Source organism: Proteus sp. G3927, from assembly GCF_963894685.1.
In the GTDB taxonomy this organism is placed as follows: Bacteria; Pseudomonadota; Gammaproteobacteria; order Enterobacterales; family Enterobacteriaceae; genus Proteus; species Proteus mirabilis.
In genome coordinates, this window is sequence record NZ_CAWQGX010000027.1 from 298,966 (window position 1) to 325,695 (window position 26,730).

At 39.4% G+C, this 26,730-nt stretch carries 25 protein-coding genes; 6 read left to right on the forward strand and 19 right to left on the reverse strand.

Features of this window, described 5'->3' with window-relative positions; genetic code table 11:
• Positions 1-132: 132 nt before the first annotated feature.
• The 3 genes from AACV00_RS10895 to zipA form a co-directional block, all read right to left on the reverse strand.
• Positions 133-1,317, reverse strand: coding sequence for a NupC/NupG family nucleoside CNT transporter (locus tag AACV00_RS10895; RefSeq protein ID WP_004248418.1), 1,185 nt, complete (start codon positions 1,315-1,317; stop codon positions 133-135).
• A 228-nt stretch (positions 1,318-1,545) separates the two neighbouring features.
• Positions 1,546-3,573, reverse strand: a complete 2,028-nt coding sequence (ligA, locus tag AACV00_RS10900) for an NAD-dependent DNA ligase LigA (protein ID WP_004248419.1) — start codon at positions 3,571-3,573, stop codon at positions 1,546-1,548.
• 174 nt (positions 3,574-3,747) lie between these two features.
• Entirely contained in the window at positions 3,748-4,803 is a 1,056-nt protein-coding gene (gene zipA, locus AACV00_RS10905) for a cell division protein ZipA (RefSeq protein WP_004248420.1), read from the reverse strand.
• Between the two features lie 222 nt (positions 4,804-5,025).
• On the opposite strand from zipA, the gene cysZ reads away from it, so the two are divergent.
• From cysZ to crr, 5 genes are all read left to right on the forward strand, one after another.
• Positions 5,026-5,796 carry a sulfate transporter CysZ gene (cysZ, locus tag AACV00_RS10910; RefSeq protein WP_004248421.1) on the forward strand — a complete coding sequence of 257 codons (771 nt, stop codon included), beginning with the start codon at positions 5,026-5,028 and terminating at the stop codon, positions 5,794-5,796.
• 148 nt (positions 5,797-5,944) lie between these two features.
• On the forward strand, positions 5,945-6,898 hold the full coding sequence (gene cysK, locus AACV00_RS10915) for a cysteine synthase A (protein ID WP_004248422.1): 954 nt from the start codon (positions 5,945-5,947) through the stop codon (positions 6,896-6,898).
• A 330-nt stretch (positions 6,899-7,228) separates the two neighbouring features.
• Positions 7,229-7,486 (forward strand): phosphocarrier protein Hpr, encoded by a 258-nt coding sequence (gene ptsH / locus AACV00_RS10920; protein WP_004243798.1) that lies wholly within the window; start codon positions 7,229-7,231, stop codon positions 7,484-7,486.
• Positions 7,487-7,629: 143 nt separating this feature from the next.
• Positions 7,630-9,357 (forward strand): phosphoenolpyruvate-protein phosphotransferase PtsI, encoded by a 1,728-nt coding sequence (gene ptsI / locus AACV00_RS10925; RefSeq protein ID WP_004243799.1) that lies wholly within the window; start codon positions 7,630-7,632, stop codon positions 9,355-9,357.
• Between the two features lie 49 nt (positions 9,358-9,406).
• Positions 9,407-9,916: a PTS glucose transporter subunit IIA gene (gene crr / locus AACV00_RS10930; RefSeq protein WP_004243800.1), complete on the forward strand. Its 510-nt coding sequence runs from the start codon at positions 9,407-9,409 to the stop codon at positions 9,914-9,916.
• A gap of 90 nt (positions 9,917-10,006) precedes the next feature.
• Here crr and cysM read toward each other — a convergent pair whose 3' ends face one another.
• The 8 genes from cysM to AACV00_RS10970 all read right to left on the reverse strand — a co-directional run bounded on the left by cysM (position 10,007) and on the right by AACV00_RS10970 (position 17,526).
• Positions 10,007-10,888 carry a cysteine synthase CysM gene (cysM, locus tag AACV00_RS10935; RefSeq protein WP_004243801.1) on the reverse strand — a complete coding sequence of 294 codons (882 nt, stop codon included), beginning with the start codon at positions 10,886-10,888 and terminating at the stop codon, positions 10,007-10,009.
• A 205-nt stretch (positions 10,889-11,093) separates the two neighbouring features.
• Positions 11,094-12,182: a sulfate/thiosulfate ABC transporter ATP-binding protein CysA gene (gene cysA / locus AACV00_RS10940; protein ID WP_036918699.1), complete on the reverse strand. Its 1,089-nt coding sequence runs from the start codon at positions 12,180-12,182 to the stop codon at positions 11,094-11,096.
• A gap of 19 nt (positions 12,183-12,201) precedes the next feature.
• Positions 12,202-13,044, reverse strand: a complete 843-nt coding sequence (gene cysW / locus AACV00_RS10945; RefSeq protein WP_004243804.1) for a sulfate/thiosulfate ABC transporter permease CysW — start codon at positions 13,042-13,044, stop codon at positions 12,202-12,204.
• The gene (gene cysT / locus AACV00_RS10950) at positions 13,044-13,877 is read right to left on the reverse strand and encodes a sulfate/thiosulfate ABC transporter permease CysT (RefSeq protein ID WP_036918703.1); all 834 of its coding nucleotides are present in this window, start codon (positions 13,875-13,877) and stop codon (positions 13,044-13,046) included. The genes cysW and cysT overlap by 1 nt, the downstream gene beginning before the upstream one ends.
• A complete protein-coding gene (gene cysP / locus AACV00_RS10955) occupies positions 13,877-14,908 on the reverse strand; it encodes a thiosulfate ABC transporter substrate-binding protein CysP (RefSeq protein ID WP_004248426.1) in 1,032 nt (343 codons plus the stop codon). Before cysP ends, cysT begins: the two co-directional genes overlap by 1 nt.
• Before the next feature lie 251 nt (positions 14,909-15,159).
• Positions 15,160-16,056, reverse strand: coding sequence for a Dyp-type peroxidase (locus AACV00_RS10960; protein ID WP_004243807.1), 897 nt, complete (start codon positions 16,054-16,056; stop codon positions 15,160-15,162).
• Positions 16,057-16,204: 148 nt separating this feature from the next.
• On the reverse strand, positions 16,205-16,795 hold the full coding sequence (locus tag AACV00_RS10965; RefSeq protein WP_004248428.1) for an RpoE-regulated lipoprotein: 591 nt from the start codon (positions 16,793-16,795) through the stop codon (positions 16,205-16,207).
• A gap of 293 nt (positions 16,796-17,088) precedes the next feature.
• Entirely contained in the window at positions 17,089-17,526 is a 438-nt protein-coding gene (locus AACV00_RS10970) for a GNAT family acetyltransferase (RefSeq protein WP_004243811.1), read from the reverse strand.
• Positions 17,527-17,659: 133 nt separating this feature from the next.
• Here AACV00_RS10970 and hemF point away from each other — a divergent pair, with 133 nt between their 5' ends.
• Complete coding sequence (hemF, locus tag AACV00_RS10975) at positions 17,660-18,568, forward strand: oxygen-dependent coproporphyrinogen oxidase (RefSeq protein ID WP_004248429.1); 909 nt, start codon at positions 17,660-17,662, stop codon at positions 18,566-18,568.
• Positions 18,569-18,647: 79 nt separating this feature from the next.
• Here the strand turns inward: hemF and AACV00_RS10980 are convergent, their stop codons facing one another.
• The 8 genes from AACV00_RS10980 to AACV00_RS11015 all read right to left on the reverse strand — a co-directional run bounded on the left by AACV00_RS10980 (position 18,648) and on the right by AACV00_RS11015 (position 26,671).
• Positions 18,648-19,007 carry a hypothetical protein gene (locus AACV00_RS10980; protein ID WP_004248430.1) on the reverse strand — a complete coding sequence of 120 codons (360 nt, stop codon included), beginning with the start codon at positions 19,005-19,007 and terminating at the stop codon, positions 18,648-18,650.
• 200 nt (positions 19,008-19,207) lie between these two features.
• On the reverse strand, positions 19,208-20,698 hold the full coding sequence (der, locus tag AACV00_RS10985) for a ribosome biogenesis GTPase Der (protein WP_004248431.1): 1,491 nt from the start codon (positions 20,696-20,698) through the stop codon (positions 19,208-19,210).
• A 119-nt stretch (positions 20,699-20,817) separates the two neighbouring features.
• Positions 20,818-21,990, reverse strand: a complete 1,173-nt coding sequence (gene bamB / locus AACV00_RS10990; protein WP_004243816.1) for an outer membrane protein assembly factor BamB — start codon at positions 21,988-21,990, stop codon at positions 20,818-20,820.
• Positions 21,991-22,004: 14 nt separating this feature from the next.
• On the reverse strand, positions 22,005-22,625 hold the full coding sequence (locus tag AACV00_RS10995; RefSeq protein WP_004243818.1) for a YfgM family protein: 621 nt from the start codon (positions 22,623-22,625) through the stop codon (positions 22,005-22,007).
• Positions 22,626-22,635: 10 nt separating this feature from the next.
• Positions 22,636-23,919: a histidine--tRNA ligase gene (hisS, locus tag AACV00_RS11000; protein WP_004243819.1), complete on the reverse strand. Its 1,284-nt coding sequence runs from the start codon at positions 23,917-23,919 to the stop codon at positions 22,636-22,638.
• A gap of 122 nt (positions 23,920-24,041) precedes the next feature.
• A complete protein-coding gene (ispG, locus tag AACV00_RS11005) occupies positions 24,042-25,163 on the reverse strand; it encodes a flavodoxin-dependent (E)-4-hydroxy-3-methylbut-2-enyl-diphosphate synthase (protein ID WP_004243820.1) in 1,122 nt (373 codons plus the stop codon).
• A 47-nt stretch (positions 25,164-25,210) separates the two neighbouring features.
• The gene (rodZ, locus tag AACV00_RS11010) at positions 25,211-26,173 is read right to left on the reverse strand and encodes a cytoskeleton protein RodZ (protein ID WP_004248432.1); all 963 of its coding nucleotides are present in this window, start codon (positions 26,171-26,173) and stop codon (positions 25,211-25,213) included.
• Between the two features lie 72 nt (positions 26,174-26,245).
• Positions 26,246-26,671 carry a lipoprotein gene (locus tag AACV00_RS11015; RefSeq protein WP_023843598.1) on the reverse strand — a complete coding sequence of 142 codons (426 nt, stop codon included), beginning with the start codon at positions 26,669-26,671 and terminating at the stop codon, positions 26,246-26,248.
• Between the last annotated feature and the right edge of the window lie 59 nt (positions 26,672-26,730).

A 26,730-nucleotide genomic window follows, 5' to 3' on the forward strand; every position in this document is an offset into this window, starting at 1 on the left:
AAGGATTATAAGGTAATTTAACGATAAAAAAAGCAGTACCGACGGGTACTGCTTGATTTATGTTACATGATAACTAAGTTATCCATCTTACATTGTTATTTATTTCACATGCTATCTGTCTTATCTCAATGATTAAACAAACAGGCCTGTGATAGCAGCAGATAAGAAGCTAACTAGCGTAGAACCAAATAGTAATTTAAGACCAAAACGAGAAACCACATTACCTTGCATTTCGTTCAGACCTTTAATAGCCCCTGCAACAATACCGATAGAAGAGAAGTTAGCAAATGAGACTAAGAAGACAGATAAGATCCCAACAGAGCGTGGTGTTAATTCAGCAGCCAGATCTTGCAAGCTTCCCATCGCGACGAATTCATTAGAGACTAATTTAGTTGCCATCACACTACCTACACGTAATGCATCTTGCTCAGGTATACCAATCACCCATGCTAATGGATAGAAAACATAACCTAAGCAATCTTGGAAACTAATACCGAAAATCATACTAAAGATAGCGTTTACCGCAGCAATTAATGCGATAAAACCAATCAACATTGCCGCAACGATTAAAGCAACTTTGAAACCAGCTAAGATATATTCACCTAACATTTCGAAGAAGCTTTGACCTTCATGCAGATTCCCCATCTGAATATCTTCTTCATTTTCAACAGAATATGGGTTAATCACTGATAGGATAACGAAAGTACTGAACATATTCAGAACCAGTGCAGCAACAACGTATTTAGGATCAAGCATAGTCATATAAGCACCAACAATTGACATTGATACCGTAGACATCGCTGTCGCCGCCATAGTGTACATACGGCGCTGAGACATTTTGCCCAATACATCTTTATAAGCGATAAAGTTCTCAGATTGGCCAAGTACTAAGGAGCTAACCGCATTAAACGATTCTAGTTTCCCCATACCGTTCACTTTGGACAGCACTGTACCGATAATGCGGATCACGAAAGGCAATACTTTGATATGTTGCAAAATACCAATTAATGCAGAAATAAAGATGATGGGACATAATACATTCAAGAAGAAGAATGCTAGACCACCTTTCATCATACCACCGAAGACAAACTCAGTACCTTGTGCGGCATAACCTAATAAGTGATCAAATAGCCCAGCGAAACCACGGACAAAGCCTTCACCAATATCAGAATTGAGGAAGAACCATGCCAATGCGATTTCAATAATTAATAACTGCACAATATAACGCAGACGGATCCCTTTGCGGTTATTACTTGCAATAAATGCTAATGCACCAATAACTGCGAGAGCCAAAACAAAGTGAATGATAGAAGACATGCATGCTCCAAAAATAAAAATAAATCTTGGAGAGCATTTTATGTAACGCGTAACATTACGATGTGATTATTGTCACAATACAGTGAAACCATATACACACTATTTATTAAATAAGATAGGTTGATCACACTTTAGGAGTAACTTAAGTAACACGAAATGTGAATTTAGCTTAAGTTAAAGATGCTACTGAGAACTGCTCTCAATAGCATCTAAGTTTATTGTAAACGATTATTTAGATTGATCAAGCAAGCGGATCATTTCGTCTTCATCAATAACAGTAATACCTAATTCATTTGCTTTGGCTAATTTAGAACCCGCCGCTTCACCAGCAATGACCATATCTGTCTTTTTCGAAACACTACCACTCACTTTTGCACCAAGTGCAACTAATCTATCTTTTGCTTCATCTCGCGTTAATTGAGAAAGAGAGCCTGTCAGCACGACTGTTTTACCAGCAAAAGGATTATCACCTGCTTCATGAGTAGCCACAACCGGTGCCGGCCAAGTAATGCCAATGTCATTAACAAGTTGATCAATCACATTTTTATTATGTTCTTCTTGGAAAAAATTAACCACATGCTTTGCAACAATATCACCCACATCAGGAACTGCCTTTAAGGCTTCAATATTTGCTTCACGTAATGCCTCTAATGAAACAAAATGAGCGGTTAATCCATTGGCCGTTGCTTCTCCTACTTCACGAATACCAAGGGCATAGATAAAACGGGCAAAAGTGGTTGATTTTGCTTTTTCTAATGCATTAAGCAGTTTTTTGGCTGATTTCTCCCCCATACGTTCTAAACCAGATAAGATCTTTTCATCTAAACGGAATAAATCAGCCGGTGTTTTGACATACTCTTTTTCAACCAATTGGTCGATAATTTTATCTCCCATGCCGTCAACATCCATCGCACGACGAGAAACGAAATGTTTAAGCGCCTCTTTACGTTGCGCTGCACAAATTAATCCCCCCGTGCAGCGGGCAACAGCCTCACCTTCTATACGCTCAATATCAGATTGACAAATAGGGCATTGGGTTGGAAAAACAATTTCTTGTGCATTCTCAGGGCGTTTTTCTTCAATCACACTCACAACCTGAGGAATAACATCGCCTGCACGGCGAATAACCACCGTATCACCAATACGTAATCCTAAACGTTCAATTTCATCAGCATTATGAAGTGTGGCATTACTGACTATTACCCCTGCCACTTGTACGGGATCTAAACGAGCGACAGGTGTAATCGCCCCTGTACGCCCCACTTGAAATTCAACATCTTTAATCACCGTCATCTGCTCTTGGGCTTGGAATTTGTAAGCAATCGCCCAACGGGGAGCACGAGACACAAATCCCAACTCTTCTTGTAAAGCTATATCATCTACTTTGATAACCACACCATCAATATCAAAGCCTAGATTAGGGCGAATTTCTGCTACATGATGGTAAAAATCAAGTACAGCTTTAGTTCCGGTACATAATTTAATAGCATCACTAACAGGTAATCCCCATTTTTTAAATTGCTGTAAACGTGCATAATGGCTTGTCGGTAATTCACCGCCTTCAAGCACGCCAACACCATAACAGAAGAAAGTCAAAGGGCGCTTGGCTGTAATACGAGGATCTAACTGACGTAATGAACCCGCTGCTGCATTACGAGGATTAGCAAATACTTTTCCTCCCGTGCGTCGAGCTTCTTCATTTAAATGCTCAAACCCTTTTTCAGTCATAAAGACTTCTCCACGAATTTCAATTCGTGCAGGGATATTATCGCCATATAAACGCAAAGGAATGGCTTTAATGGTTCTGACATTCTCAGTAATATTTTCTCCAGTGGTACCATCACCACGGGTTGCAGCTTGTACTAAGCGACCATTTTCATACAGTAGACTTACCGCAAGTCCATCTAATTTTAATTCACAACAAAAAGTGATCTCTTCATTATTTTTCAGACGTTCACGTAAACGTTTATCAAATGCTAAATAGGTTGTTTCATCAAAAGCATTATCTAAAGAGAGCATTGGAATTTCATGCCTAACTTGCTCAAAAGCCGTTAAAGGTAATGCCCCTACCCGTTGAGTAGGAGAATCTGGGGTAATGAGTTCAGGATGTTCGGCTTCTAATGCTTTTAGCTTATTCATTAAGCGATCGTATTCAGCATCAGGAATTTCAGGTGCGTCCATGACATGATAGAGATATTCATGGTGACGTAGTGTAACGCGAAGTTCATCAATTTGTTGTTGAATATTTTGATTCATGAGGTATCACCAAAGAAAGAAAAGCCCCCGCAAGCGGGGGCTGAGGTTGTTGGCAATGTGAGAAAAACCAAGTTTCCCCACTTTGTATTATCAGCCGAAAATCAAGTCATTAATTTTCCTGATTTCTTTAAATCTATCCAACCTAGCACCGCAAGCGAGCTTTTGATAAAAAGACTATTGATGTAAATCTAGTGTTCTACGAATTCTAGATTTATAAAGTTCAATTTTTTGTGGTGTTAACAGTTTGCGCTCTTCATCAAGCACAACACCGCCCACATCAGAGGCAATACGCTGAGCTGCTTGCAACATCAATTTAAAGTTTTGATTAGCATCACCATAAGATGGCACCATCATAAACATGGATACGCCAGGCGTGGTTAATTCAGCCATCGTATCAATATTGAAAGTACCCGGTTTTACCATATTGGCAAGACTAAACAATACAGGGCCATTACCCGTCGGGTTAAGATGTCGATGGAAAATATTCATCGCACCAAACTGGAAACCCGCTTGAATAATGCTCTGCATTAACACCTCACCGTCAAGCATTTGACCATGATGAGCGCTGACATTTAATACTAATACCAGCTCTTCTTCTGCTTTTGGCTCTTCTGTTCCGGATAAAGCTTGCTCAGCTTGTTTCACATCAGATGAGGTTTCAGCATCCAATGGCCTATCTGTATCAGTGGTATGTATTTCATCACTAGCAACAGAGTTCGACGATACTGGCACTGGCTCTACATCGGCAAGTTTTGTCTCACTAATATCACCTTCTTTTACATCAGCATGGTTTACCTCTACTTCGGGTATCGGTTCTTTTTGCTGAGGCGCAGAGTCATTATTTTGTTCAATAACATCAAAAACACCAAGACTAGGCTCTCGTTGTAATGAAGTATCGTTAGAATGTCCCTGTGCTGGTGTTCCAGACATAAGTGGATCTTTATCTGCAACTGAGGATTGTGGCGCAAGTGTTGGCTCCGATTTAACCGGTGGCACACTTTGAGCCTCCTGCGTTGAAGTTAAAGACGACATCTGATGATTTGCCTCAGTATACTGGGGTTCATCATCGTTCTCATCTGACTGATAATTCTGTTTCTGACGTTTTACTGGGCGATTACGGAAAAGCTTAGAACGCTCTTTTCGACCAATCCATAAGCCGTGTAATAACAAAGCTATGATTAAAATCGCACCAACAACGATTAATATCAGACGCAAATTTTGCTGCATCATTTCTATCTCTGTTGTCTTGAGGTTTAATAGCCACAATGGCGAATATTACTTTTACTAAGAGTATTTGCCAATGCTTATAAGTGCAAGCCAATACTTAATTTTCTTGTCACAAAGATACACTCTTCAATACCTTATGCGCATTTTTTAGACAATTTATCACTAGTAAGGCTGATTATCTCTCTATATGATACTAGCTTGCCCTTATAGGAGAGAATAGGAAGTATGACAAATTTGACAGAATCGACCAAAAATTTAAATGGATTTCACTATTTTGCACTTGGGTGGCGATTAATTACTCGCCCGGGTCTAAAACGTTTTGTTATTTTACCCTTACTTGCCAATATTATTATTCTCGGTAGTGCCTTTTGGTGGTTATATGGCCAGATTGGTGAAATGGTCAATTGGATGATGGAAAAAGTCCCTGATTGGCTACAGTGGTTAAGCTATGTTATCTGGCCACTGTCAGTTATTTTTATTTTGCTGGTCTTTACCTATTTCTTTAGCACCATAGCCAATATTATCGCTTCGCCTTTTAATGGATTATTAGCGGAAAAATTAGAAGGCCAAATAACGGGTATTAATCCTCCGGATACCGGTTTATTAGGTATTACAAAAGATATTCCACGTATTTTAAAACGAGAAATCATCAAGGTCGTTTATTATTTGCCAAGAGCCATTGTATTGTTATTGCTCTATTTTGTTCCCGTTGTTGGACAAACTGTCGCCCCAATTCTTTGGTTTATATTTGGCGCTTGGATGATGGCAATCCAATATAACGATTTTCCATTCGATAACCATAAAGTCTCTTTCGCCAATATGAAATCAACGCTGAAAAAAGACAAATGGAACAATTTACAATTTGGTATGGTAATTAATATCTTCACTATGATCCCAATCTTAAACCTAGTCATTATGCCGGTTGCAATTTGTGGTGCCACTGCCATGTGGTGTGATCGATATCGTCATCAACATGTACAAGCAGGCCAGTGGTAATACCACTGGTTTCATTGTGATTAGAATCTTTTGGAATAAAAAGTAAAAAAAGTTATAAGGATATTCATAAAGCTTATTTCCATCTTTTGCTTGATGGCGTATGGTAATTTCATCTGACCTTATAAAAAATCATGTACCGAGGATAAAAATGAGCAAAATTTTCGAAGATAACTCGCAAACTATTGGCCATACCCCCCTAGTTCGTTTAAAACATTTCGGTAATGGCAATATCTTAGCTAAAGTAGAATCTCGTAATCCAAGCTTTAGTGTAAAATGCCGTATCGGTGCAAATATGATTTGGGATGCAGAAAAAAAAGGTATCCTGAAACCCGGCGTAGAGCTAGTTGAGCCAACCAGTGGTAATACTGGGATTGCCTTGGCTTATGTAGCTGCCGCACGTGGCTACAAACTGACACTGACTATGCCTGATACCATGAGTATTGAGCGCCGTAAGTTATTAAAAGCATTAGGTGCTAACCTTGTGTTAACTGAAGGCGCTAAAGGTATGAAGGGAGCGATTGATAAAGCGAACGAAATTCGTGATAGCGATCCTAGCCGTTACCTTCTACTACAACAATTTAGTAATCCAGCAAACCCAGAAATTCATGAGAAAACCACAGGCCCTGAAATTTGGAATGACACTGATGGCAAAGTTGATGTAGTTATCGCAGGTGTCGGAACGGGTGGTACCATCACGGGTATTGGTCGCTATTTGAAAAATACTCAAGGTAAAGCTGTCACCATGGTTGCGGTAGAACCTAAAGATTCTCCTGTTATTAGCCAAGCATTAGCAGGTGAAGAAATTAAGCCTGGTCCACATAAAATCCAAGGTATTGGTGCAGGTTTTATCCCTGAAAACTTAGAGTTATCACTATTAGATCGCGTGATCCAAATTACTAACGAAGAAGCATTTGAAACAGCTCGTGACGTTATGACCAAAGAAGGTATTTTAGCGGGTATTTCATCCGGTGCGGCAATTGCGGCTGCAGTGAAATTAGCTAAAGAGCCAGAATTTGCTAATAAGGAAATCGTAGTGATTTTACCTTCTTCAGGTGAACGTTATCTCAGCACCCCACTTTTTGCTGATATCTCTGACAGCTAAATCGCGTCACCTAAAATGTAAAATATTTATTAAAAAAGCACCTTCAGGGTGCTTTTTTTGTGGTAGAGATCAAACTTTGTTATCCAGATAGGTGATTTATTCTGTCGAGTTTAGTATTTAATCAAGTAATTATTTCGAAGGTCGAAATTAATCAGAAAATAGGCAAGTGATAAAAACAGCACTGCTTTCAATTTCTGGGGACTATTTTTATCGGATAACGTAACATGGCTTATATTATCTGATATTGCTACGCAAAGCAGGACAATTTCATCTACACTTACTAAGTCCTGACTTAATGTGAATAATTGAGTTATAAAAGGAAAAAATCCTATGTACCAGCAAGAAGTTACTATTACAGCACCAAACGGCTTACATACTCGTCCTGCAGCACAGTTAGTAAAAGAGGCTAAAACTTTCTCTTCTGATATTAGTCTTATTTCTGGTGGTAAATCAGCCAGCGCGAAGAGCTTATTCAAATTACAAACTTTAGGATTAACCCAAGGTACTGTAGTCACTATTTCTGCTGAAGGCGAAGATGAAAAACAAGCAGTAGAACATTTAGTTAAGTTAATGGCTGAGTTAGAGTAATCCAGTTACCTTTCGCTATTCATTAACGTCCTATTTTCCCCTGAAAATCGCTCAGGGGAATTTATAACTCGATGATTTTAAAACAGCAGTGTCTCTTGATCCTATTTTTTTAAAATTATCACCAGCAAGTCGTAGGATAAATTATGATTTCAGGAATTTTAGCTTCACCGGGTATCGCATTTGGTCAAGCTCTTCTACTTAAAGAAGAACCTATTATTATTAGCCAACGTAAAATCCAAAGTGACGAAGTTGACACCCAAATCGAACGTTTTAAAGATGGTCGTAATAAATCAGCGCAACAACTAGAAATCATTAAAGCCCGTGCTGAAAAAAATCTTGGTGCCGATAAAGCTGAGATTTTTGAAGGCCATATTATGTTATTAGAAGATGAGGAACTCGAACAAGAGATCATATCCCTCATCAAAAGTGACAAGAAAACCGCAGAAGCAGCGGTTCAATCTGTTATTGAAGATCAGGCAACCGCATTAGAAGCCTTAGATGATGAGTACTTAAAAGAGCGTGCGGCTGACGTTCGTGATATTGGTAAGCGCTTAATGCGTAATATCTTAGAGATGCCAATTATCGATTTAAGTGCTATTTCTGAAAAAGTGATTTTAGTTGCTACAGATTTAACGCCATCAGAAACAGCGCAGCTTAGCTTAGACAATGTGTTAGGCTTTATCACTGACTTAGGGGGTAGAACATCACACACCTCTATCATGGCACGCTCTTTAGAGATCCCAGCGATTGTTGGCACATCTAATGCAACAGAAACCATTAAAAAAGAAGATTATCTGGTTCTTGATGCGATTAACAATAAAATCATTATTAATCCTTCTGATGAAGAGCTCGAAGCATTAAAGGCTATCAAAGAAGAGTACCTACATGAAAAAGAAGAGCTGGCAAAACTAAAAGATTTACCAGCAATTACCCTTGATGGGCATCAAGTTGAAGTTTGCGCTAATATAGGTACTGTACGTGATGTCGCAGGTGCTGAGCGTAATGGTGCGGAAGGTGTTGGACTCTATCGTACTGAATTCCTATTTATGGATAGAGATTCCTTACCAACAGAAGAAGAGCAATTCCAAGCTTATAAAGCAGTGGCTGAAGCGGTAGGCAGTCCTGCGGTCATTATCCGTACTATGGATATTGGTGGCGATAAAGACTTACCTTACATGAATTTACCGAAAGAAGAGAATCCATTCTTAGGTTGGCGTGCAATTCGTATTTGTCTTGACCGCAAAGAGATCCTTCATCCACAATTACGTGCTATCTTAAGAGCGTCTGCTTTTGGTAAACTACGTATTATGTTTCCAATGATTATCTCTGTTGAAGAGATCCGAGCATTGAAAGCGGAACTTGAAATACTGAAAAGCCAGCTTCGTGAAGAAAATAAGCCTTTTGATGAATCTATCGAAGTCGGTGTTATGGTTGAAACGCCAGCAGCGGCTGTTATGGCTCGCCATATGGCAAAAGAAGTTGACTTTTTCAGTATTGGGACTAACGATCTAACACAATATACTCTGGCTGTAGACCGTGGAAATGAGCTGATATCTCATCTATATAATCCAATGTCACCTGCTGTACTTAATCTGATTAAACAGGTGATTGATGCATCACACGCTGAAGGTAAATGGACTGGAATGTGTGGTGAGCTTGCCGGGGATGAACGGGCAACAATGTTGCTTCTGGGCATGGGATTAGATGAGTTTAGTATGAGTGCTATATCAATTCCTCGCATCAAAAAAATTATTCGTAACGCCAATTTTGATGATGCAAAAGCACTGGCAGAGCAAGCACTTGCTCAGCCGACTGCAAAGGAATTAATGGACTTAGTAGAAACTTTTACTAAAGAAAAAACACTGTGCTAATAACGTTAGCCAGAGCCCGGTCCCAACTAAAATAATTAGGAGAAGATTCATGGGTCTGTTTGATAAATTAAAATCACTGGTTTCAGAGGAAAAGAAAGGCAGTGGCACGATTGATATTGTTGCACCACTTTCTGGTGAAATCGTCAATATCGAAGATGTTCCTGATGTTGTTTTCGCTGAAAAAATTGTAGGTGACGGTATTGCTATCAAACCTGCTGGTCATAAAATTGTTGCACCAGTTGATGGTACTATCGGTAAAATTTTCGAGACTAACCATGCTTTCTCTATTGAGTCTGACAACGGTATCGAATTATTTGTCCACTTCGGTATCGACACAGTTGAACTAAAAGGTGAAGGATTTAAACGTATCGCTGAAGAAGGTCAACAAGTTAAAGTCGGTGATACTGTTTTAGAATTTGATTTAGCTGTTTTAGAAGAAAAAGCAAAATCGGTATTAACACCGGTTGTGATTTCTAATATGGATGAAATCCAAGGTTTAACTAAAATGACAGGCCCAGTAACTGTTGGTGAAACCGTTGTAATGCAGATCAAAAAATAATTTTTAATCTGTTCTCACTTTTAAACCGCCACATTTCCTCTGTGGCGGTTTTTATATGCAAGCGAATAAGCTTTAACGAGGGCAGAAAACTCAACCAAACACCCCAGTTGATAAATAGCGATCGCCTCTATCACAAATAATCGCCACAATCACAGCCCCTGGGTTCTCTTTAGCAACGCGTATTGCACCAGCTACGGCTCCCCCAGAACTAACGCCACAGAATATACCTTCTTTACTCGCTAATAGGCGCATGGTTTGTTCTGCTTCTGTTTGGGACATATCTATAACACTATCAACCAACTCTTTTCGAAAAATACCGGGTAAATAGGCTGGAGACCAACGACGAATACCCGGAATTTGACTTTTTTCTTCCGGTTGTAAACCGACAATTTTTACTGTGTCCGATTGCGTTTTTAGGTAACTCCCCACCCCAGTTATCGTACCTGTTGTTCCCATGCTAGAAACAAAATGGGTAATGCGCCCTTGAGTCTGTTGCCAAATTTCAGGTCCAGTTGAAGTAAAATGCGCTCGAGGGTTATCGGGGTTATTAAACTGATCTAATACCTTCCCTTCACCTTTACGCTCCATTTCTTGCGCTAAATCTCTCGCCCCTTCCATACCAATTTCGCGGCTAACCAAAATAAGCTCGGCGCCATACGCTTGCATGGATGCTTGACGCTCTTTACTCATATTTTCTGGCATTAATAATTTTAGTCGATAACCTTTTACTGCCGCTATCATCGCTAAAGCAATCCCTGTATTACCACTGGTTGCCTCAATTAATGTATCGCCAGGTTTAATTTCACCGCGTAATTCAGCTTGCTCAATCATCGATAACGCGGCTCTATCTTTCACAGAACCCGCCGGATTATTGCCTTCAAGCTTAACCCATATTTCTGCATCTAATCCTTGTGAAAGTCGTTGTAATTTGACCAATGGTGTATTACCAATAAATTGTTCTAAGCCTGCCACAATAAATCCCTGATCATTTATTTGTTTGTATTAATGAAGAAATCATATTTAACTTATTAACGCAATAAAATTAACATTTTTTAATAGATTTTATTCTTTTTCGTGTTATAGCCTGTATAGTCAGTTTTACTCAATAGCCAAAATACCCATGCAAAAAAATCTGCATGGGCAATCATTAACTGTAATAAAAGAATAATGCTATTTTTTAAGCTGTGTATGCCAGTGAAACTGTTGTTAAGGGACGATCTTGTGCATATAACCGCGCTTTTGCACCACCCATATAGTAAATATCACCTTTATGGGGTATTGATGTCATATCATTCCATACCGCGCTAATTGGCGTATTTCCCCACTCAATAGGCTGTAAAACCAATTGCCAATAGTGTCCTTTAGGAGTCACTTCTATTACTTTGACGGGAAGTTTACATAAGCTATCACTATGCGGGTTAAGTGAAATTTCCCAAGGGCGCAAAAAAACATCAACTTTGCCTTGATAGAGCGGCGTAACCGATAAAGGTAAGTGATAGCCAGCAATTTGTAATTGCGCACCATTAATTTCACCTTGGAGATGATTAACATCTCCGAGAAATTCTAAAACAAAGCGACTTTCAGGCGTGTGCCAAACTTGTTGCGGTGTACCCACTTGTTCGATTTTGCCATTTCCCATAATAACGATGCGATCAGCGACTTCCATTGCTTCTTGTTGATCATGGGTGACAAAAACACTGGTAAATTTAAGCTCACTATGTAATTCCCGTAACCAACTGCGTAATTCAGTTCTCACTTTGGCATCTAACGCACCGAAAGGCTCATCGAGTAATAAAATTTGTGGCTCTACAGCCAATGCTCTCGCTAAAGCTACGCGCTGTTTTTGCCCTCCTGAAAGTTGTGCGGGATAACGCTGTGCTAAATGAGGCAGTTGGATCATCTCTAATAATTGCGTGACTTTTTTATCAATCACGGCTTTGTTAGGACGTTCGCGACGTGGTAATACGCTTAAGCCAAAGGCAATATTTTCAAATACCGTCATATGGCGAAACAGCGCATAGTGTTGGAAAACAAACCCAACTTTGCGCTCGCGGGCATGTAAGCGACTGACATCTTGCCCTGCAAAACAGATTTTACCTTCCGTTTGATGCTCAAGTCCTGCAATGATACGTAATAGAGTAGTTTTACCTGAGCCTGATGGCCCCAATAGCGCCATCATCTCACCGGAATTGACCGTTAAATTCACGTCATGCAACACTTCAGTGCGATCAAAATATTTTGTGACATGATTAATTTCAATACTCATATTTTGCCCCTGTTTTGCGTTATTGCTGACGTTCTAAATGCCATTGCAACGCACTTTTAACCATTAATGTAATAATTGCCATCATGGCAAGTAATGCTGCTGCCGTAAAAGCCCCCACAGTGTTGTAGTCTTGGTGCAAAAGTTCGACCTGTAAAGGCAGTGAATAGGTTTCTCCACGAATAGCCCCCGAGACAACAGAGACGGCACCAAATTCCCCTATAGCACGTGCATTTGTTAAAACCACACCGTAGAGCAATGCCCAACGAATATTAGGTAATGTCACTCGCCAAAACATTTTCCAACTACTGGCACCTAATAACACAGCAGCTTCATCCTCTTGGCTTCCTTGGCTCATCATCACCGGGACAAGCTCTCTCACGACAAAAGGACAAGTGACAAATACCGTCACTAATACCATACCGGGCCAAGAGAACATTAACTGAATATCGAATTGTTCCAACCACTGCCCTGCCCAACCATTGCTACCATAAAAAAGTAGATAGAGCAGTCCCGCAACGACAGGAGATACCGCAAATGGGATATCAATCAGCGTCATTAACCACTGACGCCCCGGAAAACGAAAGCGCGTAACAAGCCACGCCATACTAATACCAAACAACATATTTATCGGTACAGTAATTAAAGCGATAAGTAGCGTAAGCCAAACAGCATGTAACATATCGCTATCTAGCAAGTTGTCGGTAAATATTTCTATGCCTTTTGAAAACGCAGTCATAAAGATCCACGCAATAGGCACCACTAAAAATAAAATGGATAACACAACGCCTGTAAGGATCAATCCCCATTTTACCCAATCAATTTGGCGACGATAAAGAGAGCGTTGTTGCGCTATATCCGACATTAATGCCCCCTTAATCGCTTGCCAAAGCGGCTTTGTAATCCATTAATTGAAAACAGTAAGACTAATGAAACCAATAAAATAACAGAAGCGACCGCGCTGGCTGCAGGATAATCAAACTCCTGTAATCGAATAAATATCATCAAAGAAACCACTTCGGTCTGCCATGCAATATTGCCAGCAATAAAAATAACAGCACCAAATTCCCCTAAACTACGCGTAAAAGAGAGCGCCGTACCGGCTAATAACGCCGGAGACAATTCAGGTAACACAACTTTACGGAACGTTTGCCAACGGTTTGCCCCTAATGTTTCAGCCGCCTCTTCATATTCAGGGCCTAACTCTTCTAAAACAGGTTGCACCGTTCTGACCACAAACGGCAAACTAGTAAAAGACATCGCCACAGCAATACCAATCCATGTATTGATCACCTTGATATCAAACTTATCTAACACTAAGCCATACCATCCTTGTGTAGAAAACAACGTTGCTAAGGTTAATCCCGCTACCGCTGTAGGTAAGGCAAAAGGTAAATCCATTAATCCATCAAGAAATTTTCTGCCGGGGAAACGATAGCGCGTAATGATCCACGCTAATAACATGCCAAAAATAGCATTAAAAATACTTGCAACACCGGCTGACAACAAAGTGACTTTATACGCTGCCACAATTTGAGGGTGGGTTATCACCGTCCAATATTGTGCCCAACTCATTTCAGATAACTGCACAACCAGCGCACTCATAGGTAGTAATAAGATCAAACAAGTATAAAAAAGCGTACTACCTAAACTAAGCCCAAATCCGGGTAATACTCGCTTGCTGGCTGTGGCAAACATTATTGGCGTCCTTCTAATAATAATTTATCTAGCGTGCCATCTGTAGCAAAATGCGTTTTCATCACTTGGTTCCAATCACCAAACACATCTTCAATGGTAAATAATGAAGTCGCTGGAAATTGATCTGCTTTTTTGGCCATCACCGCTTTATCATTTACGCGATAGTTAAATTGTGTGATGATCTCCTGCGCTCTCGGGCTATATAAATAATTTAGGTAAGCTTTGGCGAGGTTTTCTGTTTTATTGCGTTGCACATTTTTATCAATCCATGCCACAGGAAACTCCGCTAAAATATCTACAGGAGGGACAATAACTTGATAATCATCTTCACCATATTGCTGGCGAATATTATTTACTTCAGACTCAAAACTAATTAAAACATCACCAAGTCCACGTTCAATAAATGAGGTCGTTGCCCCCCGTCCCCCGGTATCAAATACCGCAACATTTTTGAGTAACTTTGTCATAGCATCTCGGGTTTGCGCTTCATTTCCATAAGCTTTTTCAAACGCTCCCCATGCGGCTAAATAGGTATAACGACCGTTACCTGATGTTTTTGGGTTAGGGAAAACCACTTTGACATCTTCACGGGTCAAATCTTGCCAAGAAGTGATATTTTTAGGATTTCCTTTACGAACCAAATAGGCCATGGTGGAATAATAAGGTGAGCTATTATTAGGTAGACGTTGTTGCCAATCAGCAGGAATAAGCTTGCCTTTATCATGCAAAATTTGTACATCCGTCACCTGGTTATAAGTGACAACATCCGCAGGTAAACCTTGTAATATGGCTAATGCTTGTTTAGAAGAGCCAGCATGCGACTGTTTGATAGTGACTTTGTCATCAGGATGTTGAGCATCCCATTGGGTTTTAAAATCACTATTAAGCTGTGTAAATAACTCGCGAGCAATATCGTAAGAGCTATTAAGTAATTGAGCTGCATTTGCATAACTACTCGCAACCAAAGACAATGCAACGGTTGCCTGTAATGCAAAAGTTCGGATTGTTTTGTTCTTCATTATAGTACCCATCAGCGTAAGTCTTATTCTAATGGTTACTCTATCGGCTTTATTTATAACAGTGTAGTTAGCTTTTGTTATTTGATATAACTAATAGCTATTATAAATGGATAAAGAGTGAGATTGCCCAAATAAATAAGCATCATAATGATTTAACTGAAAATAATTCAACATTGAGATATCGAGAAACGACCTCGTCAAAATAAAAACGCCAGCATAGTAAATGATACTGGCGTGGCAAAATAGTAGTGTAACGCTAAGACTTACAGAGCGGCTAATACTTCATAAGAAGGAGCGAAATAGTAGCTACCTGTCACAGGTTTACTCATACGCAGTAAATCATCGTATTTACCATCAACTTCACCAAACATACTGAGTAATTGCTGTTCAATATTATATAAACGACCACAGTAAGCTAAGAAATAGAGGCCATGTTTACCACTAGCAGTTCCATAAGGTAAGCTATGACGCAAAATCGCTAACTCTTCACCATTTTCTTCAATAGCAACACGGGATACATGAGAGGTAATATTGCGTTCTGATTCATCCAACTCAATGCTCTCTTTTTTAGTACGACCAATCATTTTTTCTTGATCTGATTCACTAAAACGCGCCCATTTTTTTAGGTTATGCTCATAGCGTTGAACTAAAACATAGCTACCACCAGCATCAATACCTTCATTAATTAAAGCAACACCATAGCGCTCGTCACCAACTGGATTTTCTGAGCCGTCAATAAAACCACTAAGATCACGCTCTTCAATCCAGCGGAAACCGTGGATCTCTTCTTCTATTTGGAGCACGTTACCAAAAGCAGCTATTGCAGCTTGCGCTAATGAGAAATTCACATCATGACGCATGGATTGGATATGGATAAGCATATCGCGCTGAGTCGCAGGAGCTAACCCTTTGCCTAATGGACGAAATGGCTTTAACTCTGGCGCACTATTATTATCTGATAATTTTTTCCAAAGATCTGAACCAAAAGCTACCACGGCACCTAATGAAGCATCAGGATACTGTTTTTGTAATTCGCTAAGAGATTGCATAAATTGTTGGCAGCCTTGACGTAGTTGATCAATTTCCCCCACCACCATTGCTTCAATAAATAGACCGAATTTACTATGTGCGACTAAAATACCGCTTTGTGCATGAGACATATTGCTTCCCTAATAAATAATAAAAAACATATAAATTAATGTGGTTTATTATATCCAACATTTATTTTTAGGCTTTGCTATTTAACAAATTTTTGTTAGCAGAAAAGGTAAATATAAAATTATTTTATTAATAACACTTAAAAATAACCTATTTTTGCCAAACAATTTGTGTTACCTGCCAATTTGCTAATGTTTCATCGGGTGGCATTAGACCATCAGGGCCATCCCATTGCCCAGCAAAAACATAGCTCACTGATTTTGCTTGTTCTGATTGGCATTGAATGGTTTTTTGTTTATCGACTTTCGGCCCGTTACTGCACATACCAAATGCTTTTTTATAAATATCTTTAAATGGTGTACCTATTGTCGTTCCCCACGCTGTTTTCGCATTAGGATCAGATACCGTGATTTTATCTACTGTGCTCTTTTCTTGGCCATAAAAAGCCACTTGTACTTTTTCATCTTCAAGTGCTTGCACAATAACCATAATATTGCCTTGTTGCATTTCCATTCCTTGTCGGTAATGGAAACGGCTACCCAGCTCTTTTTCGATCGCTTGCTCTGTCACTGCCGTTGAAGCAGTGATATTACCTAATCCATTTGCAGAAACCGTTAACGTCTCATTTGAGAACCAATTCATTGGATTAAGTGCAGAAAAAGACATTCCCCCCATGGATGAACAGCCACTTAATAGCAAGACACTTGTGCTTAAACACAAGGGTAACCAAAATTTAGGCATTATAAATACTCCATTTCACTTTTTCGTTATAAATTCAATTGATGCTAAGGCAACAAGTTTTTACTCGCGTTAAACTAAAATAACTGAATACTTCAGACTAGTTACGACCATAACTCAGCCAAGTTTGTTCCCTTAAATCGACAATATCAGATTTTATCCAGTAAATAAGCAAGGTTAAGTTCTTTTTTATCGAGGCAACATCATGATAGGAAAGAAAGTACAAAAAAAGAAATCCTCTCTATTAACCGATTAAAATTATCTTAACAGTCAATAAAAGAGGATTTAGCGAAGAATTAAAGATCGAAGTCCTGATCGATAATTAGGCGTTTAGTGTAAGCCGTATTTTCTTGATTTTGATCTTCATAGAGAAGCTTTTCAAACATACAAATAGTGGCATCGTTCTCTTCGGGGATCATTAAAGTAATTTGTGGACACCCTTTTGCAATGAGTTTTTTCTCTAGCCGAGAGATTAGTGCATTGGCAATTCCTCTACCGCGAAACTCAGGATGAACGCCCAAATAGTAAAGCGAGCCACGATGACCATCATAGCCTCCCATTACACTACCGACTATTTCGCCAGCAACCTCTGCGATTAAAAAGAGATCGGGGGAGTGGTTAATCTTTCGTTCAATATCAATTTCAGGATCATTTTCTGGTGAGATCAAGTCGCAACGTTCCCAAAGTGTAATGATTGCCTCAAAATCATCTTGACGGAATACACGTATTTCCATTGTTTTGCCTGTTATCTTTCACAAGTTACTAAATTTATTATCCCTTGTTTACTTTATCAATCAACTTCAAAATGAGAGCATAGGTCATATCGCGTTCCATTTTTAATAAATATGATAAAAACTGTAGGTTATTATGAGTTTACCTGATATTCATCGTGTGCAATCATTTTTTTTGTCGTTGCAAGATAGTATTTGCCATGCTATTGAAAATATAGACCAAAAAGCAACCTTTCAGCAAGATAATTGGCAAAGAGAAGCTGGCGGTGGTGGTCGTACTCGAGTGCTCACCCAAGGTGCTATTTTTGAACAAGCGGGTGTTAATTTTTCCCATGTTTATGGAGATGCCTTACCTGCATCAGCCACGGCTCATCGCCCTGAATTAAGCGGTCGTCGTTTTCAAGCAATGGGCGTTTCATTAGTTATTCACCCTCTTAATCCCTATATTCCTACTTCACATGCAAATGTTCGTTTTTTTATTGCTGAAAAAGAGGGAGAAGATCCTGTATGGTGGTTTGGTGGAGGCTTTGACTTAACACCTTATTATGGATTTGAAGAAGATGTTATCCATTGGCATAAAGTGGCTAAATCTGTGTGTGATCCCTTTAGCCAAGATTATTATGCTCGATATAAAAAATGGTGTGATGACTATTTTTATTTAAAACATCGTAACGAACCGCGTGGTGTTGGTGGTCTATTTTTTGATGACTTAAATACTCCTGATTTCGATCACTGTTTTGAATTTGTACAACGTGTCGGGCAGGGTTATCTGGATGCCTACTTGCCGATTGTCGGAAAACGCAAATCTATACCCTGGGGAGAACGTGAACGCCAATTCCAACTTTATCGCCGTGGCCGTTATGTCGAGTTTAATTTGGTTTGGGATAGAGGCACGCTATTTGGTTTACAAAGTGGCGGACGTACTGAATCCATTTTAATGTCAATGCCACCATTAGTTCGCTTTGCATATGATTATCGCCCTGAACCTAATACTCCCGAAGCTAAGCTGTATACTGATTTTTTAATTCACAAAGAGTGGGTATAGCAGTTACTGATGTATTAAAACTAAAGCCATTTATTTATTATAATTGGCTTTAGTTTGGTAAAAATTACTGCTTTATTAATTAGTCATTAAATAAAAAGGCGAGTAATCCAGTCACTTTATTTTTATTTTCCCACCCCTCTCCTCTCATACAAATATCAAAATACTGTTTACGCTCTGATTCATTGGCATCATAACGAGAATAGGAATGATAATTTGAATTAGGAATAGTAACTTCTTTACCATCTATTGTTATCGTTGAAGAAGAAGGATAGCTATAATTTGGCGTTGAACTCAAATAATGCTCGGGGTAGCGTTGTTTTGCTTCTTGCATGCATAGATTTTTAGCGATATCTAAAGGTGTGGGATTTTTCATATTTACTTGCCATTTTTCTGGCGTAGCACAGCCAGAAAGTAAAAAAATAGCAAAACCCATAGTCATTTTTTTCAAAGTAAAAAACTCATTAATACGAATAGTAATCAGTTACAATTTAACTGTTTTTTGAAAAAAATACTTAATTTTTGCTTAAATTGTTTCGGTTTCTTTTATGAAAGTATGAAGAATTCATCAATAATTAATAAAAAAACTGAGTCCGGTGAAACGAACTCAGTTTTTATTCTACATTTAACTGGCTATTTAATTTATTTTGATTTCTTTAAATGAGCCATTAAACGCTTACGTTTACGTATTTGCGAAGCTGTTAATTTATTTTTCTTATCCGCATAAGGGTTTTCCCCTTCTTTAAATTGAATACGGATAGGAGTTCCCATCACTTGTAGTGTGCGACGGAAATAATTCATTAAATAGCGTTTATAGCTATCAGGTAGATCAGACACTTGGTTACCATGAATAACCACGACAGGTGGATTATATCCCCCAGCATGGGCATATTTCATTTTTACACGGCGTCCACGAATAAGAGGGGGTTGGTGATCATCCTCTGCCATCTTCATTATACGCGTCAACATTGATGTACCAACACGACGTGTCGCGCAAGTATAGGCTTCTTGAATCGACTCAAACAGATTACCAACACCACTACCATGTAATGCCGAGATAAAATGAACGCGGGCAAAATCAACAAAACCTAATTTGAGATCAAGCATATCTTTAACTTGTTCGCGATCTTCTTGGGTCATACCATCCCATTTATTGACAGCAATAACTAAAGAGCGTCCAGAATTAAGAATATAACCTAATAAAGAGAGATCTTGATCTGAAATACCCTCACGAGCATCAATAACAAGTAGTGCAACATTACAATCTTCAATCGCTTGTAATGTTTTGATCACTGAGAATTTTTCTACCGTTTCTTTTACTTTTCCGCGTTTACGAACGCCAGCGGTATCAATAAGGATATACTCCTTACCATCACGCTCCATCGGTATGTAAATACTATCACGAGTAGTGCCTGGCATATCGTAAACTACAACACGCTCTTCACCTAACATACGGTTAGTCAGAGTTGATTTACCTACATTAGGGCGGCCTACAATAGCTAATTTAACAGGAAGTGTTGTCGGATCGAAATCATCCTCTTCTTCCTCTTCTTCTTGCTCTTTCTGCTCTGCTTCTAAAGCAGCCCAATAAGCGGCATTCTCTTCTTCTTCTGTTAATTCTTTCTCTTCTTCGACGACTTTACCCACAATAGGTAACAACGCTTGCTCAATCAGTTGAGAAACACCACGACCATGTGAGGCAGCAATAGGGAATATTTCCCCTAATCCTAAAGAGTAGAAATCAGCCAAAGCGGTATCAATATCGATACCATCTGTTTTATTCGCCACTAAATAGGTTTTTTTCTCAACACCACGCAAGTGTTTAGCAATACCTTGGTCGGCTGGCATTAATCCTGCTCGCGCATCGACTAAAAATAGCACAATATCGGCTTCTTGAATGGCTTGCAGTGATTGTGATGCCATATGGGTTTCTACACCCTCTTCTGCACCATCAATACCACCAGTATCAATGATAATAAACTCTTCACCGTCTAATTCTGCACGACCATATTTACGGTCACGGGTAAGTCCAGGAAAATCCGCAACTAATGCGTCTCTTGTGCGTGTTAGTCGGTTAAATAATGTGGATTTTCCCACATTAGGGCGCCCTACTAAGGCAATAACGGGTATCATTTTTTGATGCCTCATAAAAATACAATCATAAATCTGATGGTATTTTACATGTAAATACTAAAAAGACGAAACGGCTCCTTTAAAGGAGCCGTAAAATAATTATATTTGTCAGTGCTTAATTACCGACGATATAGATAAAGTTTACCGTCACGTGCTTGGATCATCAGTTTATCTTGAACAGCCTGTGGACGGCTTAATAAACCTGAGCTATTTACTTTATTTTGAGCAATAAATTTGCCTGTACTGGTATCAATCCAATGGAGATAGCCTTCTGCATCTCCCACCACTAAATAACCATCAACGATAGCCGGTGCGGTTAAATTACGGTGCAGTAGGTCTTCTTGTGTCCATAATGTCACACCATCAGATTTGCGCACAGCTAAAACTCGGTCATTTTGGTCAACAAGGTATAGATTGTCACCCAAAAGTACCATGTCATTAACTGAACCTAAATCACGTTTCCAGATGATCTGCCCTGAACGCATATCTAGACTGACTAAATTACCGTTGTAAGCCATGGCATAAACAGTATTTTCATCAATAATTGGCGTAATATCGACATCATTTAAGCGACTGATCTCAGTAGAGCCTTTCACTTGTGAAATATTTTGCTGCCAAACTAATTGCCCTTGAGATAACACCACCGCACTAACACGGCCATTATCAGCGCCCACAATCGCTGCACCATAAGCAACAGCAGGTGCTGATTCACCACGTACGGATAATGATGGTGTATCTAAGTTGACAGTCCATGATACTTCACCTGTCAGCAAATCAAGCCCTTGCAACATACCGTTACTGGTATGAATAAGCACTAAACCATCACTAACAACAGGTTTGGAAATCGCTTCTCCGGCAACATCTGTCTCCCAATCAATAGAGCCATCATCTGTATTTAAAGCATACACTTTTGCTTTTTCTGTGCCGACAAAAACACGAGTACCAGAGACGGTTAAACCACCGGAAAGTAATGCTGATTCATTAGAGGAGAAGAAACCTTTTTTAGTTGAGAGATCTTGAGACCAAATCTCTTTACCCGTTTCTAATTCTAATGCTTTAACTACCCCATGGCGATCAGCGACATACACAACTGAACCATCCCATGCTGGTGACAAGTGGGAATAGTATTTTCCAATACCATTGCCAACCGATTTGTCCCACACCACATAAGGGGTAAATTGGCTCTGCACCTCAGGCAATGGAGACATTGTCACATTATCCTGCTCACTAGAACACCCAGCTAATAATGCTGATGCTAGTAGACCGATCAGGAGAGTTTTACGCAGTTGCATGTCTGAAGATCCCTTTAATTGGATAAATTATTGAGTTTAAGTTCAACCAATGAACGAATAGCGCCTGCATTTTCATCATTCAATGCATTACGATAAGCGGCGGCTGCACCTGCGTTATCGCCTTTTTTCGCTAATACATCACCACGGATATAATTTTTCATTCCATCCCATGCTTTACTTTTCACTTGCTCTAATGAAATTAACGCAGCATCAGTTTTATCTAATGCCAGTTGCACACGTGCTAAGCGAAGGTTAAGCATATCTGCAAATGCTTCATTCTTTACCATAGATATTGCTTTAGTAAGGTGTGTTTCACCTTTGGCTAAATCGTTGGCATCAATCGCTAATTGAGCTAACTCTAAAGAGGCTAAAGCACCATAAATATCGTTAGTTTCAGAAACAAATTTTTCGGCTAATGCGATATTTTCAGGCGTTGGTTTCGTTAATGCTTCATTTATTGTTGCAAATTCACCCGCACTTTCTTGTAGACGGTTGGCTTGATGTGATTGCCAATATTTCCAACCCCAAATTCCACCCACGCCAATGACAATAGCGAGAATGATCGTTAAACCATAATTTTTTAAAAACTGTTTAATTGCATCAACTTGTTCGTTTTCGGTGCTATAAACTTCCACAAGTCTCTCCTTAACCTAATAACAGCGTCAATTGTTGGGCCAGTTCGCTACGCGATACAATGGTCTGTTCACCTGAACGTAAATCTTTCACGGCTACTGTGCCAGCGTTAATTTCATCTTCACCTAAAATTAACGCGATTTTAGCACCATGTTTATCAGCACGTCCTAATTGCTTTTTAAAATTGCCTTTACCGTGATTGGTCATTAAGCGCAATGTAGGTAATTGATCACGGATTTCTTCTGCCAGCATTAATGCTGCACTTTGGCTATTATCACCAAAAGACGCAAGGTAAACATCAGCGACATGAGTATCAGCAACAAACTCAGGATTAACCGCTTGAACTAATAAGATCATGCGCTCCATCCCCATGGCAAAACCGACCGCAGGCGTTGGGTGTCCACCTAATTGTTTCACTAATCCATCATAGCGACCACCCGCACATACCGTTCCTTGTGAACCTAATGCACTGGTTACCCATTCAAAAACAGTACGGTTATAATAATCTAAGCCTCGGACTAAACGCTGATTAACACGATAAGTAATACCTACAGCATCAAGTAATGCACATAAACCATCAAAGTGTTCTCTTGATTCGTCATCAAGATAATCGAAAAGTTCAGGCGCATCATTCAATAAAGTCTGAATTTCAGGATTTTTAGAGTCTAAAACACGTAATGGGTTAGAATACATACGACGTTTGCAATCTTCATCTAATTGATCAACGTGTTGCTCTAAAAATGCGACTAATGCTTCACGGTATTTTGCCCGCGCTTCGAGTGAACCAATAGAGTTCAGTTCTAAAGTCACGTGCTCTGCAATACCTAAAGCCTTCCACCAGCGTGCCGTTAACATAATCAGTTCAGCATCAATATCAGGCCCTTGTAGGCCAAATACTTCTGCACCTAATTGGTGAAATTGGCGATAACGACCTTTTTGAGGGCGTTCATAACGGAACATTGGCCCTAAATACCATAAGCGTTGCTCTTGGTTATAAAGTAAACCATGTTCAATTCCTGCGCGGACACAACCTGCGGTATTTTCAGGACGTAAGGTTAAGCTTTGTGCGTCTTCACCTCGATCGGTAAAAGTATACATTTCTTTTTCAACAACATCGGTCACTTCACCAATTGCTCGCTGAAATAGAGGGGTATGCTCTACGATAGGTGTTCTAATTTCACTAAAACCATAACCGGCTAAAATTTGTTTTAGCGTATTTTCGATTTTCTGCCATACCCGCGTATCAGCAGGTAGGTAGTCATTCATACCACGAATGGCTTGGATTTTTTGTGCCACTTTTTTTCTCTAATAGTTATTAATTGATCAATAAACTGATTATAGAAGCGAAAACAATCAGTATTCAATGTGAAATCAATAGTAATACAGGCTCATTAGTTAATGAGCCTGTTAATTGCGTGTTATTTATCCAATTGATTTATATTAATTCGGAGGTTGCCGTCAAGCATTGCCGCTTTTGTACGGATTTTCGCCTCTAATAAATCAATCATATTACTATTATCAAGACGCTCTTTCTGTCTTACACCGTCTTCATAAAAACCACTGCGTGTTTTAGCTCCGGTTACACCTAGTGTAGAAACCTCCGCTTCACCAGGACCATTAACCACACAGCCAATAATAGAAACATCCATTGGTGTAATGATATCTTCAAGACGTTGTTCTAATTCATTAACTGTACCAATAACATCAAACTCTTGACGAGAGCATGTTGGACAAGCAATAAAATTGATACCACGAGAGCGAATACGTAATGATTTTAAGATATCAAAGCCAACTTTTACTTCTTCAACCGGATCTGCGGCTAAAGAGATACGTAAAGTATCACCGATACCTTCTGATAGAAGTATCCCAAGGCCAATAGCTGATTTCACTGATCCAGCTCTTGCACCACCAGCTTCTGTGATCCCTAAATGTAAAGGCTGATCAATTTTTTTCGCTAATAAACGATAAGAATCAACAGCAAGGAAAACGTCAGAAGCTTTTACACTGACTTTAAACTGATCAAAGTTCAATTTATCTAAGATATCAACGTGGCGCATAGCCGATTCAACTAGCGCTTCAGGGGTTGGCTCACCATACTTTTCTTGAATATCTTTCTCTAGTGACCCCCCATTCACACCAATACGAATGGGAATATTACGATCCCGGGCACAATCGACAACTTGACGAATACGCTCTTCATTACCAATATTACCAGGATTAATACGTAAACAATCGACACCATATTCAGCAACTTTAAGTGCAATACGATAATCAAAATGAATATCAGCGACCAAAGGCACTTTCACTTGTTGCTTAATCAGTTTGAATGCTTCAGCCGCATCCATAGTTGGTACAGAAACACGTACAATATCCACCCCAACACGTTCCAGAGACTTAATCTGGTTTACAGTCGCTTCAACGTCTGTTGTTCGTGTGTTCGTCATCGACTGTACCGCGATAGGAGCCCCATCGCCAATAGGTACATTACCAACATAAATTCGCGTCGATTTACGACGAATAATAGGTGATTCTTTATGCATTGATTAATTCTCCCATGCTTCCATGCTTGCTCAAATGTATAGTCAGATTAAGCGCTCGGTACTGTTATTTTTGCTATTTTTCCAGTAAAACGGCTTAAGTCAACAGCTTCACCATTAAACTGTAAACGAGTAACAGAAGGTGCGCCTATTTTTAGTTTATAAGGTTGCTCACCATTAAATTCCAAACGGTCACCGGCTTTCTTAATACCATTAAATAAAACTTTATTTTGAGCATTACGAATTTCTAACCAGCATTCACCATCAAACATCAAGACCAGTTGATTTTCCACAATTGGTGCGGGTGTTGAATTGCCTTCAGCAGAATCAGCACGAGAAGTCGTTGATGTGGTTAATGGTGACACCGGTAATGGAACTGTTTTAACTTCTGCCTCAGGTGTGGCATCTGTTACTGATGGCTCGGCAACCTTATTAGCCTGATTATCTACTAATGGAGAAGCAGGCACTTGTACATTTTCACCCTCAGATGATGGGCTATTATTATCTAAGGTTGATAAAGGAGATTCTATCGTATTGGTGTTTTCTTGCGGACTATTTTGTCCTATGTCTTGCGAAGCCATAGAGACTAATTCTTGTTGATCGGCTTGATGACCCTGCCACCACCATAAACCGACTAAAGCTATCATTGCTATTACAATAACCCAAGTCAATTTCATCAACCAGCCTTCACGCTTTTTATGGTGCTTACCCAATGAGTAATTTTGTGTTGTTGTTACTTTGACTTGTTTTATTGGGGCTTGTTGATCAATTAGACCTAGAATTGCGCTTTCAGGAACACCGACAAGTTTTGCATAAGAGCGCATATAACCACGTAAAAATGTCGGTGCAATACCAGAAGAGATAGTATCAGCTTCAATTTCACATACTGTTGTTAACTTCAAACAAAGTCGATCAGCAACAGTCTGCTGAGTTAGCCCCGCTTTTTCACGTGCCTGACGTAAAAGTTGACCCGCTGTTAATTTCACTTCTTCGGTTTTGTTTTCAGTATTCATTAGCAATCTAGGCACTGTGGCTATTGGATGTTTAACATTGATGAACACGAGAAAATACAGTTTTTAACGTCCTCATCGCGAATTTGGTGATTTTTGGTATTCAGCATGCTGACAAACCAAATAATCTGACGGTATATCCTCAATTAACACATTATTGTTGTTTAATAAATTTTGTTCACAAAGGAAATTACCATAAAACCTTAATACATTAACATTTACTGGCTTCGACTTCATCGCTAATTTGTAATAATCTAGCGCCTGAATAGGATTTCCCAATAACTGGGATGTTAATGCCATTCCTAAATTTGCTTCAGGATGCTCAGGCATCACTGACAGCACTTTTTGAAAATGATATTGGGCTATCTGATATTGTTGCTCAGCCAGATAAGCTTCCCCTAATTGAAGACGAAGAGGCACTGCAACATGTTTTTTATTTGCTGTTGATTGGCAGCCTATTGTCAATAACACCAAGCAGATAGCAACAACCTTTGATGACATCCTTATCATCGTTATCTTCCTTAAATTAATCCATTCTTGCAACTCTCTACTTTGTTTTA